Origin of the sequence: Rothia sp. HMSC066H02 (assembly GCF_001814995.1) — a bacterium.
GTDB classification, from domain to species: domain Bacteria; phylum Actinomycetota; class Actinomycetes; order Actinomycetales; family Micrococcaceae; genus Rothia; species Rothia mucilaginosa.
Genome location: NZ_KV818684.1, coordinates 173,774 through 189,727, shown reverse-complemented (window position 1 = coordinate 189,727; position 15,954 = coordinate 173,774). Strand labels below are relative to the sequence as shown.

15 protein-coding genes are annotated in these 15,954 nt (G+C 59.4%); 4 read left to right on the top strand and 11 right to left on the bottom strand.

Features of this window, described 5'->3' with window-relative positions; all coding sequences use genetic code 11:
- Positions 1-150: 150 nt before the first annotated feature.
- The 3 genes from HMPREF2999_RS06170 to HMPREF2999_RS06160 all read right to left on the bottom strand — a co-directional run bounded on the left by HMPREF2999_RS06170 (position 151) and on the right by HMPREF2999_RS06160 (position 2,196).
- A complete protein-coding gene (locus HMPREF2999_RS06170) occupies positions 151-696 on the bottom strand; it encodes a cysteine hydrolase family protein (RefSeq protein ID WP_070676647.1) in 546 nt (181 codons plus the stop codon).
- Between the two features lie 19 nt (positions 697-715).
- A complete protein-coding gene (locus tag HMPREF2999_RS06165) occupies positions 716-1,600 on the bottom strand; it encodes an Fpg/Nei family DNA glycosylase (protein WP_005508136.1) in 885 nt (294 codons plus the stop codon).
- Positions 1,601-1,704: 104 nt separating this feature from the next.
- A complete protein-coding gene (locus HMPREF2999_RS06160; protein WP_049327797.1) occupies positions 1,705-2,196 on the bottom strand; it encodes a ribose-5-phosphate isomerase in 492 nt (163 codons plus the stop codon).
- Positions 2,197-2,575: 379 nt separating this feature from the next.
- Here HMPREF2999_RS06160 and pepN point away from each other — a divergent pair, with 379 nt between their 5' ends.
- Positions 2,576-5,125, top strand: coding sequence for an aminopeptidase N (pepN, locus tag HMPREF2999_RS06155; protein WP_070676649.1), 2,550 nt, complete (start codon positions 2,576-2,578; stop codon positions 5,123-5,125).
- A 284-nt stretch (positions 5,126-5,409) separates the two neighbouring features.
- Positions 5,410-6,567: an SGNH/GDSL hydrolase family protein gene (locus HMPREF2999_RS06150; protein WP_070676651.1), complete on the top strand. Its 1,158-nt coding sequence runs from the start codon at positions 5,410-5,412 to the stop codon at positions 6,565-6,567.
- Between the two features lie 144 nt (positions 6,568-6,711).
- Here HMPREF2999_RS06150 and HMPREF2999_RS06145 read toward each other — a convergent pair whose 3' ends face one another.
- Together HMPREF2999_RS06145 and HMPREF2999_RS06140 are read right to left on the bottom strand one after the other, a co-directional pair.
- On the bottom strand, positions 6,712-7,317 hold the full coding sequence (locus HMPREF2999_RS06145) for a phosphatase domain-containing protein (RefSeq protein WP_070676653.1): 606 nt from the start codon (positions 7,315-7,317) through the stop codon (positions 6,712-6,714).
- A gap of 275 nt (positions 7,318-7,592) precedes the next feature.
- A complete protein-coding gene (locus tag HMPREF2999_RS06140) occupies positions 7,593-8,456 on the bottom strand; it encodes a DUF8185 domain-containing protein (RefSeq protein WP_070676655.1) in 864 nt (287 codons plus the stop codon).
- A gap of 222 nt (positions 8,457-8,678) precedes the next feature.
- Here HMPREF2999_RS06140 and HMPREF2999_RS06135 point away from each other — a divergent pair, with 222 nt between their 5' ends.
- Positions 8,679-9,587 (top strand): acyl-CoA thioesterase, encoded by a 909-nt coding sequence (locus tag HMPREF2999_RS06135; RefSeq protein ID WP_070676657.1) that lies wholly within the window; start codon positions 8,679-8,681, stop codon positions 9,585-9,587.
- A 137-nt stretch (positions 9,588-9,724) separates the two neighbouring features.
- Here HMPREF2999_RS06135 and HMPREF2999_RS06130 read toward each other — a convergent pair whose 3' ends face one another.
- Together HMPREF2999_RS06130 and ettA are read right to left on the bottom strand one after the other, a co-directional pair.
- Entirely contained in the window at positions 9,725-10,294 is a 570-nt protein-coding gene (locus HMPREF2999_RS06130; RefSeq protein ID WP_070676659.1) for an HdeD family acid-resistance protein, read from the bottom strand.
- Between the two features lie 210 nt (positions 10,295-10,504).
- Entirely contained in the window at positions 10,505-12,184 is a 1,680-nt protein-coding gene (ettA, locus tag HMPREF2999_RS06125; RefSeq protein ID WP_005508129.1) for an energy-dependent translational throttle protein EttA, read from the bottom strand.
- 93 nt (positions 12,185-12,277) lie between these two features.
- On the opposite strand from ettA, the gene HMPREF2999_RS06120 reads away from it, so the two are divergent.
- Positions 12,278-12,694: an MmcQ/YjbR family DNA-binding protein gene (locus HMPREF2999_RS06120; RefSeq protein WP_070676662.1), complete on the top strand. Its 417-nt coding sequence runs from the start codon at positions 12,278-12,280 to the stop codon at positions 12,692-12,694.
- Between the two features lie 712 nt (positions 12,695-13,406).
- Here HMPREF2999_RS06120 and HMPREF2999_RS06115 read toward each other — a convergent pair.
- The 4 genes from HMPREF2999_RS06115 to HMPREF2999_RS06100 form a co-directional block, all read right to left on the bottom strand.
- On the bottom strand, positions 13,407-13,694 hold the full coding sequence (locus HMPREF2999_RS06115; RefSeq protein ID WP_070676665.1) for an antibiotic biosynthesis monooxygenase family protein: 288 nt from the start codon (positions 13,692-13,694) through the stop codon (positions 13,407-13,409).
- Positions 13,695-13,903: 209 nt separating this feature from the next.
- Positions 13,904-14,872 carry a tRNA (guanosine(37)-N1)-methyltransferase TrmD gene (gene trmD, locus HMPREF2999_RS06110; protein WP_070676667.1) on the bottom strand — a complete coding sequence of 323 codons (969 nt, stop codon included), beginning with the start codon at positions 14,870-14,872 and terminating at the stop codon, positions 13,904-13,906.
- Between the two features lie 3 nt (positions 14,873-14,875).
- The gene (gene rimM, locus HMPREF2999_RS06105; RefSeq protein WP_070676669.1) at positions 14,876-15,526 is read right to left on the bottom strand and encodes a ribosome maturation factor RimM; all 651 of its coding nucleotides are present in this window, start codon (positions 15,524-15,526) and stop codon (positions 14,876-14,878) included.
- A gap of 181 nt (positions 15,527-15,707) precedes the next feature.
- Positions 15,708-15,953 (bottom strand): RNA-binding protein, encoded by a 246-nt coding sequence (locus tag HMPREF2999_RS06100; RefSeq protein WP_005505691.1) that lies wholly within the window; start codon positions 15,951-15,953, stop codon positions 15,708-15,710.
- Position 15,954 lies beyond the last annotated feature (1 nt).

The window sequence follows — 15,954 nt, the reverse complement described above, 5'->3', positions numbered from 1 at the left end:
ACGGGCGAAAATGCATTCCCTCGCGCGCTCGGGATTTTCGCCCTCCAGCCCGTCATCCCCTCGAGAACTATCCTGAACGAATCGTGGGAACCGCTTCCGCATGCGGATTTGTTTCCTCGCGCGCTCGGAATCCGCACGCTCCAGCCTAACTTACATATACTTCTCAAGCACCTGCTGCGCCGAGACAATCGTGGCGAATTCATCGCGCAACGCCGCAATATTGTAGAGGTGCACCATCTCCGGGGAAAGAAAATCACCGGCACCATCAGAAAGAGCAAAGGTTACGCAGGCATCCTCAACAAGAGTCACCTGAAAACCATAATTTGCCGCCATCCGCACAGTGGTAGACACACAATGCGGCAGCGTACAACCCATCACCGTGAGCCGATCAATCCCGCGTTCACGCAGATAGGCAAGCAGATTTGTACCAATAAATGCGCTATTCACATTTTTTGTAAATACCTTCTCCCCCACACGAGGCTCAAATCCGCTCTGGAACCTAATATTTTCCTCATCGTAAAAGAAGGAGCTCGAATCCGTTCCCCGATGCTGAATATGGATTATTTCGCGCCCTGAACAGCGAAAACCCTCCATAATCTTCTGCATCTTCTCTTCCGCACCGTCATTATTTCTAGCCGGTAGCTGCGGATGCAGAAAACCCCTCTGAACATCCACCACCAATAGAGCCTCAGCCATTGTTCTTCTCCTCCTGTAGCTACTTCTGGCAGCCGGGGCACCAGTAGAGTTTGCGGCCGGCAATTTCTTCCATGCGGATGGTCGTTCCGCAGCGGCGGCAGGGCTCGCCGTGGTGCATGTACACGTAGTTGGCGTGGTCGGGCCATGCTTCGGTTTCGGGTATGCCGGGGCGGTCTTCGGGTTCGGTGGTGATGATGCGCCCCACGCGCACGCCGATGACCAGCAGGTGCTTATTGTCTTCCCAGAGTCGCTCCAGTTCCTCGTCGCTGAGGCTCTTGCCGGGGCGCAGCGGGTCAATTTCCTGGCGGTAGAGCGATTCGGCGCGGAAGATATTGCCCACGCCGGAGATTGCCGCCTGATCCATCAGAATCACACCGATCGGGCGGGAGCTCTTGCGTGCCGCGCGGTAGAACTGTTCGGGGTCGGCATCCGGGTTGAGCGGGTCGGGGCCGAGCTTGGAGCGGACGGTGCGCACCTCCTCCGGGGTGAGGGTGCGGCAGATAGTCGGGCCCACCAGGTCCGCCCAGCCGTGCTCCGAAACAATACGGCAACGCACCGTACTCTTCGGTTCGGGAGGACCGGCGTAAGGCTCCCCCTCCCCCGCCGCGTATTCTTTTTCGCCGATCTTGCGGGGCGCGCCAATGCTCGAAGCACCCGTGAACGTCTCGTCCCCGCCGAAGCTCCAGTTACCGTAAATACCCAGGTGCACGTTCAGGGTCAGGTCGTTCTCGAAGGTCACGAACAGGTGCTTACCGTGCGCGTACGCCCCGGTGATGGTGTGCCCATCCAGCAGGGCGGCACCCTCAGCGTAGCGGCCCTGCGGGGAGGAAACCTGCACGCGCTCGCCGGTGAAGACGTCACTGATTTGGCGGGCGATACGGTGGATGGAGTGGCCTTCGGGCACGGGTTCTCCTCGAAAACTTGTCGGCTAGAAATAGCTGCGGATTATATGGGGTGCAGGGACGACTGAGGCGCATAGCCTGCACTATGCGCCTCAGATTTTAGAGCTTAGGCAGCGTCAATCTGCTTGCCGGCAATGTCGCCGGTCTGCTCGTACTCAGCCAGCTGACCGATACGGCGTGCGTGACGCTCCTCGTTGGTCCAGGGGGTAGCCAGGAAGACCTTGATGATTTCCAGTGCTTCTTCCTTGCTGTGCTGGCGGCCGCCCACAGCTACAACCTGTGCGTTGTTGTGCTCGCGAGCCAGCGCCGCGGTGTCGTGGTTCCATGCCAGAGCCGCGCGGATACCATCAACCTTGTTCGCAGCCATCTGCTCACCGTTGCCGCTACCGCCCAGCACAATACCCAGGGAGTCCAGGCCAGCCTCGCGGTCACGCTTCACGCCAAGGGCTGCGTTAATGCAGAACGAGGGGTAGTCGTCCAGCGGGTCGTAGTCGGCGGGGCCGTGGTCAATCATTTCGTAGCCCTCAGCGGTGAGGGACTCGATCAGGTAGTGGCTCAGTTCGAGGCCAGCGTGGTCGGTTGCGATGTGTACGCGCATGGTACTCTCCTGGTGATTTTGTCTTGGTGTGACGTGCGTTTGTGCGTTCGTGGGAGGCGCCGGTTCTCAGTTCTGAGCGCCGTTGCTAGAGTGCGCCGCGCATCCATCAGGTGGGATACGCTTCCCCGTTTGGGTTTTTTCTGTCTTAACTGTATCGAATTCGCGCGGGTTCGGGTAATGCGGAGCCTTCTAGACCCCCACCTATACGGTAGACTGTGGGATATGGCACTTTTTGGTGTCCCGATTCGCCGCGCCCAAGCTTGAAGGCCTCCAGCGCTACGTATGCAGCGTCGCAGGAGCCGCGCACCTCGGGAACCAGCGCACCATGACAGGGCGTGTCAACACGGCACGCTATTCACATCTAAGGAGAGGGAGCTGTATGCCCGGCCTGAACCTAACCCGCAATGAGGCAACCGAACGCGCATCCATCATTAAGCGCGTGCACTCGTACCGTATTGAACTCGATCTTCCGAAGGACAAAGACGTCTTCTCCTCGAAGGTTGAAATCCGCTTCGACGCTCAGGAAGGTGCCTCCACCTTCATTGACGCCATCACCTCCTCGGTCAAGTCCATTAACCTCAACGGCGAAGAGCTGAGCACCGACCTGGCGGACGGCGAGCGCATCCAGCTGCCGAACCTTGCTGCTGAGAACACCTTGGTCATTGACGCAGAGATGTTCTACACCAACACCGGTGAGGGTCTGCACCGTTTCGTGGACCCCGCCGACGGCGAAGTGTACCTGTACTCCCAGTTTGAGGTGCCGGACTCCCGCCGTGTGTTCCCCGTCTTTGAGCAGCCCGACCTGAAGGCTGAGTTCGAGTTTATTGTGCGCGTTCCCTCCCACTGGGTGGTTGTGTCTAACCAGCCCGAGGTGAAGGTTGAGGAGAAGGAGTGCGGTTGCGGCCGTGCGAAGACCTGGTTCTTCAAGCCGACCCCGCGCATGTCTTCGTACATTACCGCGATTGTGGCTGGCCCCTACGAGAAGGTCACCAGCAAGCTGACCAACTCTGAGGGTCGCGTGATTCCGCTGGGCGTGTACGCTCGTAAGTCCCTCATGCCGTTCGTGGATGCTGAGGACATGTTTGAGCTGACTCGTCAGGGCTTCGAGTTCTACGAGGAGCAGTTCAAGACCCCGTACCCGTTCGAGAAGTACGATCAGCTGTTCGTGCCCGAGTTCAACGCCGGTGCGATGGAGAACGCTGGCTGCGTGACCTACCTGGAGACTTACGTCTTCCGCTCCAAGGTTGCGGAGGCTCTGCGTGAGCGCCGCGCTATCACCGTTCTGCACGAGCTGGCTCACATGTGGTTCGGTGACCTGGTCACCATGAAGTGGTGGAACGACCTGTGGCTGAACGAGTCCTTCGCTGAGTTCATGTCGACCCTGGCTGCTGCGGAGAACACCCGCTACGCGAAGGAGGCGTGGGCCACCTTCGCCGCGTCGGAGAAGACCTGGGCGTACCGTCAGGATCAGCTGTCTTCGACTCACCCGATTGTGGCTGAGATCCGTGACCTTGCCGATGTTCAGGTGAACTTCGACGGCATTACGTACGCGAAGGGTGCTTCGGTGCTGCGTCAGATGGTGGCGTGGGTTGGCCAGGAGAACTTCATGGCTGCCTTGAAGGTGTACTTCGATAAGCACAGCTGGGGCAACACCGTTCTGGATGACCTGCTGGTTGAGCTGGAGCGCACCTCCGGCCGTGACGTGCGTGCGTGGAGCGCTAAGTGGCTTGAGACCGCTGGTGTTAACACTCTCGCCGTTGAGATTGAGAATGACGAGGCTGGCAACATCTCTTCGCTGGGTATCCGCCAGTCCTACGCTGAGGGCTTCGAGACCCTGCGCCCGCACCGTGCGGTGATTGGTTTCTACAACCTGGTGGACGGTAAGCTGACCCGTACCGACCGCATCGAGCTGGACATTGACGGCGAGCTGACCGTGGTTGAGGAGGCTCTCGGCAAGAAGCGCCCCGACCTGCTGCTGCTGAACGATGAGGACCTGGCCTACGCTAAGATTCGCCTGGACGAGCGCTCCATCGAGACCGCTATCAAGCACCTGGGCGACATCGATTCCTCCGTGGCTCGTGGCGTGGTCTGGGGTTCGCTCTGGGACACCGTGCGCGATGCCCAGATGCCGGCGCGTAAGTACGTTGACCTGGTGCTGAACAACATCGGTAAGGAGACCAACTCCACCGCTCTGCGCACCCAGATTAACAACCTGTCCGCTACCCTGCACTCCTTCGTGGCTCCTGAAGCTCGCGAGGAGACCCGTCACCGTGCCGCTGACCGTCTGTGGGAGCTGGCATGCGTTGCAGAGCCCGATTCGGATGCTCAGTTGCAGCTGCTGCAGGCGTTCATCAACCAGACCCGCACCGAGGATCAGTACAACAATGTGCAGCGTCTCTTCGAGGGTGAGCTGACCCTTGAGGGCCTGGATATTGACGCTGACCTGCGTTGGAACCTGGTGTGCCGCCTGGCTACCGGTGGCCGTTTCTCCGCCGAGCAGATCGCTGCGGAGCTGGAGAACGACAACACCGCGAACGGCCAGCAGTACGCCGTTCAGGCATACGCGTCGCTTCCGACTGCCGAGGCAAAGGCTGAGTACTGGAACAAGATCATGGTAACCGGCGAGCTGTCGAACATGATTCAGCGTTACGCCATTTCCGGTTTCAAGTCCGGCAAGCCCGAGCTGATTGCCCAGTACGATGAGCCGTACTTCGAGCAGATTGAGGGTATTTGGCGTTCGCGTTCGCACGAGATTTCCATGCAGATTATTGGTGGCATGTACCCGAGCGAGCCGACCGCTGAGCTGCTGGAGCGTACCGAGGCGTACCTGGCATCTCTGCCTGAGGATGCTGCGGCTCTGTACCGTCAGATTGCGGAGGCACGCGACGGCGTGGCTCGTGCGCTGAAGGTTCAGGCGGCTGACAACTAACAATGCTTGTGAGCTGAGGCGGGTTCACTGCCCGCTCTCATGAGTTTCTGTTCGTCCCCTTCTACCCCATTTGCGGGGTGGGAGGGGACGTTTCTGTATTGGGGTATGCCGGTTCTATTTTGGGTTGCGCCCCAAGTCGCGTACCGGTTTGCGCAGCAGTTTCACACCGAGTTACACCCCAAGTTCAAAATATTGTCACTGCGGTGCATATTTTTCGTCGTTTTCATTTGAATATCCCTCAAAAGCTCTCTACTTGGGGTTGCGCCTATCGTATACTGTTGTGCATGCCTTCTATCAAGTCTCCTATCGCGAAAGCTTCTCTGACCGGCGCAATCGTTGCGGTGGTTGCCGCCGGTTCCTTTGGCGTGTACTCCGCAGGAGGCTTCAACGCGCCCGGTGGCACCGCCGCTACCGCTGCCGCGGGCGCCGAGCCTACCCAGTCGGCGCAGGAAAGCCCCAGCGAGTCCCCCTCCCCCGAGCCGACTCCGGAACCGACTACCCCGGCTCAGAAGATGGAACGCACCGCGCAGAACGCCTTCGGCAAGGAAGGCGCGCAGGCAACCGGTGAGATTCAGGCGCCGTTCTCCACCTCCGCTGATGCCGCCGACATGCTGGTTCAGCAGTTCAAGGGCGGCGTGGTCATGTACACCCCCAAGTACGGCCCGGTCGCGGTGGAAACCGGCGTCTACACGCACTGGTGGAAGCAGCGCGAGTACAGTGACTTTGCTGGCTGGGAGGGTCTGCCGGTGAGCTGGCGTTCCGAGAACGGCGTTCTGTACACCAAGTTCGAGAAGGCTGAACTCTACTGGGATACGGCGAACGGTCTGCCGCGTAACACCAACGTTCTTGGCCCTAAGGACGCCCTAGTGATTGGTGACTCGCAGGTGACCGCAACCTCCTGGGTTGGTTTGGGTCTGAAGCAGGCAGGTTTCGTCCCGTACCTGTTCCGTTGCGGCGGCATCGGTTTTGTGACCGCCCGCGAGGGTGTGTGCCCTTCCTACTATCAGGGGGTGATGGGTGGCCGTTGGGCTCTGCCGAACGGTAACCCCGGCGTGATTTACCTGGACGCCTCCGGCAATGACATTTACATTCACGAGGATGAGACGAAGGCTCGCGAACACGTGAACGCTCACCAGACTCAGGTCATTGAGCAGCTACGACGCATGTACCCGTCGTCGAAGATCGTGTTCGGCGGCGTGGTGTCGATGAGTGAGGATGCGGCGACGGATAAGCAGGTGGCGCATAAGCGTCACGTGGCAAACGAGGTGGCAAGGCAGGGTGCCCGCGAGACCGGCGTGCTGTTCATGGACACCTCGGGCTGGCAGAGCCTCTACCTGGCTGAGGGTGACATGGCTGATGGCGTGCATCTGAAGGATGAGGCGCAGTACAAGCTGGCGGCACCGTTCGAGGCTCGCCTGCGTGAACTGCTCGGCACCGCGTAAACTAACTGTGTAATCAGCCGAGTACATCAGCTTCAATCAACGCATATAGCATTAGAATGAGGCGCCGGAAGGAATTATGTCCTTCCGGCGCCTCATTCGTTTGAGTGGGTTACCCACCGCAGCTCTCAAGTTAGTGTGCGGGTTTTATACCGCGACGCTTGCCTGGCGTTCCTTCGCCTCAGCCTTCTGGTGTGCGAGCACGCCCTCCGCAAGGCGACGCTTCTGACGCTCACGAGCGGCTTCCTTCTCACGCTGCTCGGCAGCCCAGGCGACAGGGTCAATGTCAATCGACTCGTAGTGCCATTCGCCAATGTAGTCGCGAATCGGGGCGACCCAGGTGACAGGAATGCCGCGGCGCAGGTACACCTCGTGGTCAGTGTCTTCAAAAGCGTGGATAATGCGGTTGCCGTCAGCAATCAGGGACTCAATGACGGAGTCCTTCCATGCGGGGCTGTTGGAGCCGTCGTTGCCGGGCTTAGCGAACACGTGCTTGGGTTCCAGACCCGCGCGGGCGATGAACTGGTTCAGTTCCTTCATGTAGGTGCCGTCGCGGCCGGTAATCACTACGACCTCTGCGCCGGTTTCTGCCGCGATTTCGCGAACACGGTCGGCAACTTCAACATTGACCGTGGCGTTGCGGATGGCCTTGAAGAATCGGCGGTTGCTTGCGAAGAAACCGGTCAGGTACTTGTCCATCTGATCTCGGTTGCTGGCAAGGGTACCGTCAATGTCGACTGCAATCAGATCCATATAGGTCTCACTTTCGATCCGTACGGGAAGAATGCGCCTGGTGAGGGCGCGGCGGAAGAGTTCCCGTGCGGTGTGGCTGGTAATCGGTGTGTCAAAGACGCCCCGGTGAAAGGGCGTAGTTTTTCTAGAATACCCTATTTTCGTAAAGTAATGCCCTATCAAGCGTCATATTAAGCTCATCATCTTTATTTCAGTACGCCTAGAAAAACCGCTGGTGGCGCGGGCAAAGAGCCCACACCACCAGCGTAAAAAGTCTAGAAATGTCTCGAGGAAAGTTAGAGTAGCGAACCGGAACCGCGGCGTACCAGCACCATACCGGCGGGCGCCACAATGCGCAGCCACTCCTCCGAACCTACGTGCGCCGCGAACAACGGCAGGTCCCCCGTGAAGCCTTCCGGAATGAAACCGAACACGCGCAGGGCGAATGCCGCACCGGTCGGCACAAGCACGGTATCGAACTCAGGTAGGTACTCCAGCACCATATCGGAGGACCAAATACGCGAGCGCACCGTGGAAAGCACAGCAGCGCCGGGGTTCTCGGGCAGTGCGCGTTCTACCGCCTCCAGGCCCTCTGCGGTGGCGCGGTGGAACTCCTCAACCGGGACGGTGCCGACCTCGTACCAGCCGCTGAGCGGGGCTGACTTGCCAGCCCAGCTGGCGTTGACGGTCACCGGCGGCATGAACAGCACCAGCTGCGGGTTCTCTTCATTGCTCTGTTCTTCTGCCTGCTTTTGCAGACGCGCCAGACGGTCCAGCAGCGACTGCGCCTGTACGGTCATGTCCAGGGTGGAGTCAGCCAGCAGGTGCAGGGCACGCAGACCCATGATGACCGGGGTTTCCGAGGAGGCGTCCTCCGGCTCCAGGGAGCAGGCGAACACCGCCACCACGCGACCGCGCGCAGTCAGGCGGATAGCGGCGTCCGGGTTCACCGCCAGGGCGCGAGAAATGTAGGTAGCAAGATCCTTGACGACTGCGGCACCCTGCGCGCCGCCGGGCAGAATCAGGTAGGGCTCCTCCACGCCTTCGTGGGGGTTGTACTTGAGCTCAATGGGTGCTGCCGCGTTCGATGCGCTGTTCTGGTCGGGAGCGTTCTCCTGCACGGGGGTATTGTCAGGGGTGTTTTCAGACGGCGTAGTCATTTCTGCTCCTTTTCGGCGTTGGCCTGCTCGGTGGCAAGTTGGTGGGTGATATCTGCGGGTGGGTGATATCTGCGATGGTGTGTTAGGCAGACGTTCCGGATCGATATCCGGTGTCATTGTTCCTAGTCAATGCTCCGAATCAACCTGTCGTGGTTGTCTCAGAGTATGCTCTCCCACTCTACGCCAGAAACCGGTTCATTGAAAACGTGCGAGAATAAAACCATGACCAAGCCCACTGTGACCCAAAACCTCATGCGGATGCTGGACCTCTCCCCCGTGGAGGCGGCACCCGCCTCCTTCGGTAGTGATGAAGTGTCTACCGGCGTGACGCTCACCCGCGAGCAGCCGCGTACTTTCGGTGGTCAGGTTCTTGCCCAGTCGATTATTGCCGCCGACCGCACGGTGGAGGGCAAGGACATCCACTCGATTCACGCCTATTTTCTGCGTCCCGGCGATATTGAGCGTGAACTATTCTTCGCCACTCAGCGCCTGAATGATAGCCGTTCCTTCTCGACCCGCCGCGTGCAGGTGTTCCAGGATGAGGCGCCCATGTTCTCGGCAATTATGTCGTTCCAATCCGAAAGCCGCGGCCCGGAGCACACCGCGGTAACCATGCCTGAGGTCCCGGACCCCGAATCCCTGCCGAAGGTCAGCGACTACCTGGGCCAGCTCCCCCACCCCATTGCACAGGCGGTCGCGTGGGAACGCCCGATTGATATGCGACACGTGGATGCACCGCTGTACACTCAGCCGGATTCTTCCTCGACACAGCCGCGTGCCTGCGTGTGGTTCAAGACCTTTGACCGCCTGGTGCACGCTGATGGTTCTGAGGCCTCGGAGGCGGAGCACCGCGCCGCTATCGCCTACGCTTCGGATTATCTGCCGCTGGAGCCGGCTCTGCGCCGTCACGGCAAGTTCTGGCTGGAGCCGGGCCTCAAGAGCGCCTCTCTGGATCACGCGATGTGGTTCCACCGTTCGGCGCGTGCCGACGAGTGGCTGCTGTACGTGCTGGATTCCCCGAGCGCGCAGGGCGGCAGGATGCTCGCGCAGGGTTCGATTTTCAATCGTTCCGGTGAGCTGGTGGCGACCGTGGCGCAGGAAATGATGTTCCGCCTGCCTGAGTACCGCTAAAGCAGAGTACCGATAAAGCCGAGCACCGTTAGGGTTCCGGCGCAAACCGTAAAAGCATACAGAAAGACCGTGTGAGGTGGTTGTCTCACACGGTCTTTCTGTATCTAGTTTATGCGCTCAGCTCCGCTAACGGGTGTTTATCGGGCTTCGACGTCAATCACACCGTCCGGGGAAATGTGCACGGTGCGCTTGGTGCGGCGGGAAACGAAGAAGTCACCCACAAACACCAGACCGGTCACCAGAAGAGCCAGGGCAGCCATCCATACTGCCGCCACACCGAAGAACATGGGCAGATAAATCATTGCCATAGCGAACGCAACGACGCCAATAGCGGAGAACAGCATGTGGCGACCGACACCGGGAATCACAGTCTTCACCATCAGCGCGGCATAAATACGGGCGCCGCCCCAAATCAGCAGGCATGTTCCCATGAAGATTGGCAGAATCTGGGTACTGTCCGTCGAGTTCAGCAGAATCAGACTCCACACGACCATACCGATCGCACCCCAAAGCTCCCATACATTACGGACAGACTTGGGAGCACCAAAGTAGCGAACCAGCTCAAACACGCCGGCGAGCAGAATCACGGCGGCAAAGGTGGAGCCAAGAATAGCCAGCGGCACCTCGGGGTTCGAGAACAGGTAGAGAGCGATGACCACCAGCAGCACGCCGGTAATGAGGGACATCCAGTTATATTTTGAAAGCATGACATCCAATCTTTCGTATTACATGCATGAGGTATACGTGCCCATTAAACCGCATCTGTGAACCGCACCATAATCCGCTCGATACCAGAGAATAGACTATTTCTACCGGTGAACACACGCCCCTCCCCTGGCTGGCACAGCAAGCAGATACAGCAAAGCCCCGCCTCCTGCGCCATAACAGCATCAGGAGGCGGGGCTCACCACCAAACCCTATCGGGTCAGCTTGCGGTGCACCACGCGGTGCGGCTTAGCAGCCTCAGGGCCGAGGCGCTCAATCTTGTTCTTCTCGTAGGACTCGAAGTTACCCTCGAACCAGTACCACTGATCCGGGTTCTCGTCGGTGCCCTCCCACGCCAGGATATGGGTTGCCACGCGGTCCAGGAACCAACGGTCGTGGGAGACGACTACTGCACAGCCGGGGAATTCCAGCAGCGCATTTTCCAGGGATGCGAGGGTCTCAACGTCCAGGTCGTTAGTGGGCTCATCGAGCAGCAGCAGGTTACCGCCCTGCTTGAGGGTCAGCGCCAGGTTCAGACGGTTACGCTCACCACCGGAGAGCACACCCGCCTTCTTCTGCTGATCCGGGCCCTTGAAGCCGAACGCGGAAACGTACGCACGCGAAGGCATTTCAACGTTGCCGACCTGGATGTAGTCCAGACCGTCAGAGACGACCTCCCAGAGGCTCTTCTCCGGGTCGATGTTCGCGCGGTTCTGGTCGACGTACGAGATCTTCACGGTCTCGCCGACCTTCAGCTCGCCGCCGTCCAGGGGCTCCAGGCCAACGATGGTCTTGAACAGGGTGGACTTACCCACACCGTTAGGACCGATCACACCGACAATGCCGTTACGGGGCAGGGAGAAGGACAGACCGTTAATCAGGGAGCGACCGTCGAAGCCCTTCTGCAGGTTCTCAGCCTCAATAACGACGTTACCCAGGCGGGGTCCCGGAGGAATCTGAATCTCTTCGAAGTCAAGCTTGCGGGTCTTCTCAGCCTCCGCAGCCATCTCCTCGTAGCGTGCCAGACGAGCCTTCGACTTAGCCTGGCGGCCCTTAGCGTTGGAGCGGACCCAGTCCAGTTCCTCGCTCAGGCGCTTAGCGAGCTTAGCGTCCTTCTTGCCCTGAACTTCGAGGCGGGAACGCTTCTTCTCCAGGTAGGTGGAGTAGTTACCCTCATAGGGGTACAGGTTACCGCGGTCAACCTCGGCAATCCATTCTGCCACGTGGTCGAGGAAGTAACGGTCGTGGGTAATCGCGATGACGGCACCCTCGTAGGACTGTAGGTGCTGCTCCAGCCAGAGCACGGACTCTGCGTCCAGGTGGTTGGTGGGCTCGTCGAGCAGCAGCAGGTCAGGCTTCTGCAGCAGCAGCTTGCACAGTGCCACGCGGCGGCGCTCACCACCGGAGAGGTGGGTGACGGGCATGTCAGCGGGCGGGCAACGCAGCGCTTCCATTGCCTGCTCCAGCTGGGAGTCGAGGTCCCATGCGTTAGCGGCGTCGATAGCTTCCTGCAGCTGACCCATTTCTTCCATGAGGGCGTCGAAGTCAGCGTCGGGCTCAGCCATGAGGGCGGAGATTTCGTTGAAGCGGTCCAGCTTGGACTTGATTTCGCCCACGCCTTCTTCAACGTTGCCCAGAACGGTCTTCTCTTCGTTCAGCGGCGGCTCCTGCATGAGGATACCCACGGTGTAGCCTGCGGTCAGGCGTGCTTCACCGTTGGAGGGCTGGTCGAGGCCAGCCATGATCTTCAGGATGGTCGACTTACCCGCACCGTTCGGGCCAACCATACCGATCTTGGCGCCGGGGAAGAACGACATCGTCACGTCGTTAAGGATGACCTTGTCGCCCACAGTCTTGCGGGCCTTGATCATCTGATAAATAAATTCAGCCATAGTTACCTATTTTAGCGTGGATTCGGCTGAGGATACGAGAGTTTTGGGTTGCGTGCTAGGCGGGGTACCGTGCGGGGCACTAGACTCGAAGCTATGAGCACAAACCCCTCCCCCAAACTTCTGCGACCCGAGGACCTGGAGCAGACCCTGCACCGCCTCGCGCTCGCCATGCCGCTGGCAACGCGCGATCAGCCGTTCGGGCCCGAGCACACGGTGTACCGGGTGGGCGGCAAGATCTTCGCCATGTACACGGAGGGTATCGGCTACCCCATCGTGAACCTCAAAACCGACCCGGAAGAATCCGAGGTACTGCGGCGCATCTACCCGAGCATCATCCCGGCATGGCACATGAATAAGCGGCACTGGATTTCTGTGGGTGCCGGTGAGGGTGTCACCGAGCGGGTTCTGGAGGAGCTAGTGGAGGATGCGTACCTGCGCGTCATGTACTCGCTACCCAAGGCGAAGCGACCCATTGAGTTCCGCGAGCGCCCGGTACCCGAAAAGCACTAGGCTGAAAAACGTTAGGGACACGTAGAATCCAAGTCTGGGACGTGTAAAAGGCGGTTTTAAACAGCGGAGCGGGCGAGCACCGGTCCGGACCACCGGCTTGCTCACCCGCTTTGCAAAGCACATTCCTATCCGCGGCTGGGAGGGTCATCAACCACGATGAACGCTCGAACCACCAAGCTCCCATCCCATATATTGCGGGGTTCCGTACCATGCACCACTTGTGTGAATACGTGATAGTTGAGTCGGCACCCTTGCCAGACCTCCTATGCAGAGGAGATGCTCACATGGGTGCGCTGAATATTTCCCTTGAGTGACTCAGCCGCGTCATGCGATGCAGCTGAGAGGGGATCGCTGTCTTCGCCCGAACTACCGGCACGGACGAATGTGTGCTCTCGGGACTAATAATAACCTTTTTGCATCATGGTGTCACTTTCGGGTTGAAGGATATAGAGGGTATTTATTGACCATAATTCAGGTGTTTTATAACGCTGAACCCACATATCCAATCACCGCGAAATACCCGCGGATTTTAAGCCCCGAAAAATCAAGGAGGGGCCGCATCAAGCCCTTCTTATATCGCCTCCACATGGGCTAATACCCACTTAAAGCAATATTCAGAAAAGTTAGTGCAGCCCCTCACTATTTGAGATAAATTCTTCGTCTCACATGGGCTTCAGCCATAAATCCGGTCAGACGCAGACAAACACAGATGCTAGTCGGCGAACTCCACCTTCTCGAAGCTCATGGTGCCATCAGCGTGAGAAACAACAGTGTTCGGGTCACGCTCACGACGAGCCGCCGCATACGCATCATGGCTTGCCTCATCAACCCAGCGGGTCACCACGAAATAGTCGCCGCCCTCATCCAGGGGGCGCCACAGCTCAAAACCCTCAAAGCCGGGGAAAGAGTCAGCGATGTGGCGGGCAGCGGCAAAGCGCTTCTCCAGCTCAGCCTGGTTGTCGCCAACGACAGCAAGACGGTGAACCTTAACAACGGACATGTGTCCTCCTTCTGTTGAGTACGTGCTTTCAACGATGAAAGCGTGCTACAACCTCGCACCAGCTATAGATGAGCTATGTTCTTAGCGAGGGTAACCTCAGAATAACGGGTCGCGGGCACAAAAAATAGGGGTTAGCGCCAACTAACAGTTATATGACGCTAACCCCCATTCAGAGAATCACGAGGCACCCACAAGCACCCGTTCGAAGCTTAGGAATCCGGCTGGGTCTGCACGGTATTAGGCTGCACGGTATTAGACTGTGCAGTATCAGGCTGTGCCGCCTGAGCCGCGCTATCAGCCTGCGGTGCGGGGTTCTTCTTCGCCTTCTTCTGAGCCGCCTTCGCCGGGTTCGCAAAATGCACCCCGCGCTCAGCCAAGAAGCGGCGGTCCTTCTTATCCCACTGCTCCACCGGGTACGCCTCCAGCAGATCCGGGCGGCGCTCCAGGGTGCGCTCAATCTGACGGTCACGACGCCAACGCGCAATCGCACCGTGATTACCCGACAGCAGCACCTCCGGCACTTCACGGTCGCGCCACACGGCGGGCTTCGTGTACACCGGGTACTCCAGCAGGCCGCCCGTATGCGACTCTTCCTCCAGGGAGGCGGGGTTACCCATCGCGCCCGGAATCAGGCGGGTGATAGCCTCAATCATCGCCATGACCGCAACCTCGCCACCGTAAAGCACATAATCGCCGAGGGACACGGGCATCACGCGGAAGCTCTCCTGCGCCCAGTCCAGCACACGCTCGTCAATGCCCTCGTAGCGCGCCGGAGCGAAGACAATATGCTTCTCCTCTGCCAGCTCGTACGCCATCGCCTGATCGAAAACGGCACCCGCCGGGGACGGGACAATCAGCAGCGGGCGGGTATCAGCGGCGGGTTCGGCAGCGAGCTCGGTGCCCTCAGACTTGGCACCCTCAGTAGAGTCTTCAGAAGCGTTCAGCGGGGAGGCGGCAAGCACCTCATCCAGCGCCAAACCCCACGGCTCCGCCTTCATCACCATGCCCGCGCCACCGCCATACGGGGTGTCATCCACCGTGCGGTGACGGTCAAAGGTGTACTCACGCAAATCGTGCAGGTGCAAATCCACCAGACCCTTCTCGCGTGCCTTGCCCAGCAGGGACAGCTTCAGCGGCTCTAGGTACTCGGGGAAAATCGTGACCACATCGTAGCGCACGGACTACTCCCCCGCCTGCTCAGTCGCCTGCGCAGCGTCCTCGACCAGGTCAATCAAACCCGCCGGAGGGGTCAGCAACACAAAGCCGGGCTCATCATCGGTCGAGGGAACCACCTCAGGCACAATCTCCTCAACAAAAGGAATCATGATCTCTTCACCCGCGCCGGAGGCAAGACGCGGCGAACGAGCCAGCTTAATCAGCAGCAAATCCTGAACCGGCATGGTCTGCAGACCGGTCACCTTACCCAGCGGCTTGCCCACAGCCGGGTTATCCACGGGGCTCTCACCCTCGGGAACGTCCGCCAGCAGGTACACGGGCAGGTTCACCAGCTCCTGCTCGTAGAAGCCCTCTTCATCGCCCTCATCCTCGGGAACCTCGTAGACCAGGCGGCTACCGCGCAGCTCCTCAGCCTGGTTGCGGGTAGTCACCTCATCAAAACGGACCACCAGAATCTTCTTATTCCAGCGGGCACCGGCAACCGTCAGCTCACCGGTAGGCGCCACAGAAGCGGCAGCAGAGCCGGGCTTGAAATTCTCGATGCCGACCACCTCACCGCGGGCAAAACGCTCCTGCGGGGCATCAGTAAAGAGCTGAACCGTCACCTCACCACGAATACCGTGAGGCTTACCGATACGAGCCACCACAACCTGCATAATTTTCCTCCGCTGGATACAAGCTAAAAACCTACGCCGTGCACGTGCACGGCTCCCACTATTCTACCGGGCACTTAGGACGGGCGCATGCTGCCGCCCGCACTACCACCGGGACCCGGGTACGCGAAAGCCCCCGCCTTCCGGAAAAACTCCGGGAGCGGGGGCTTCAAGCGTTTACGAGCTAGCGTCGCTTTTTGTCGGTGTCGATAATGTCGATACGCATCGGCTCGCCATCAGAAATAGCGTCCATCACCAGACGGATGCTCTTGGCGGTACGACCAGACCTGCCGATAACTCGGCCCAGGTCATCCGGATGCACGCGAACCTCAAGGGTTTCACGGTGACGCTGAGTGCGCAGGCGCACCTTCACGTCCTCCGGACGATCGACAATCCCTCGAACCAGGTGTTCGAGTGCGTCAGCCAACATA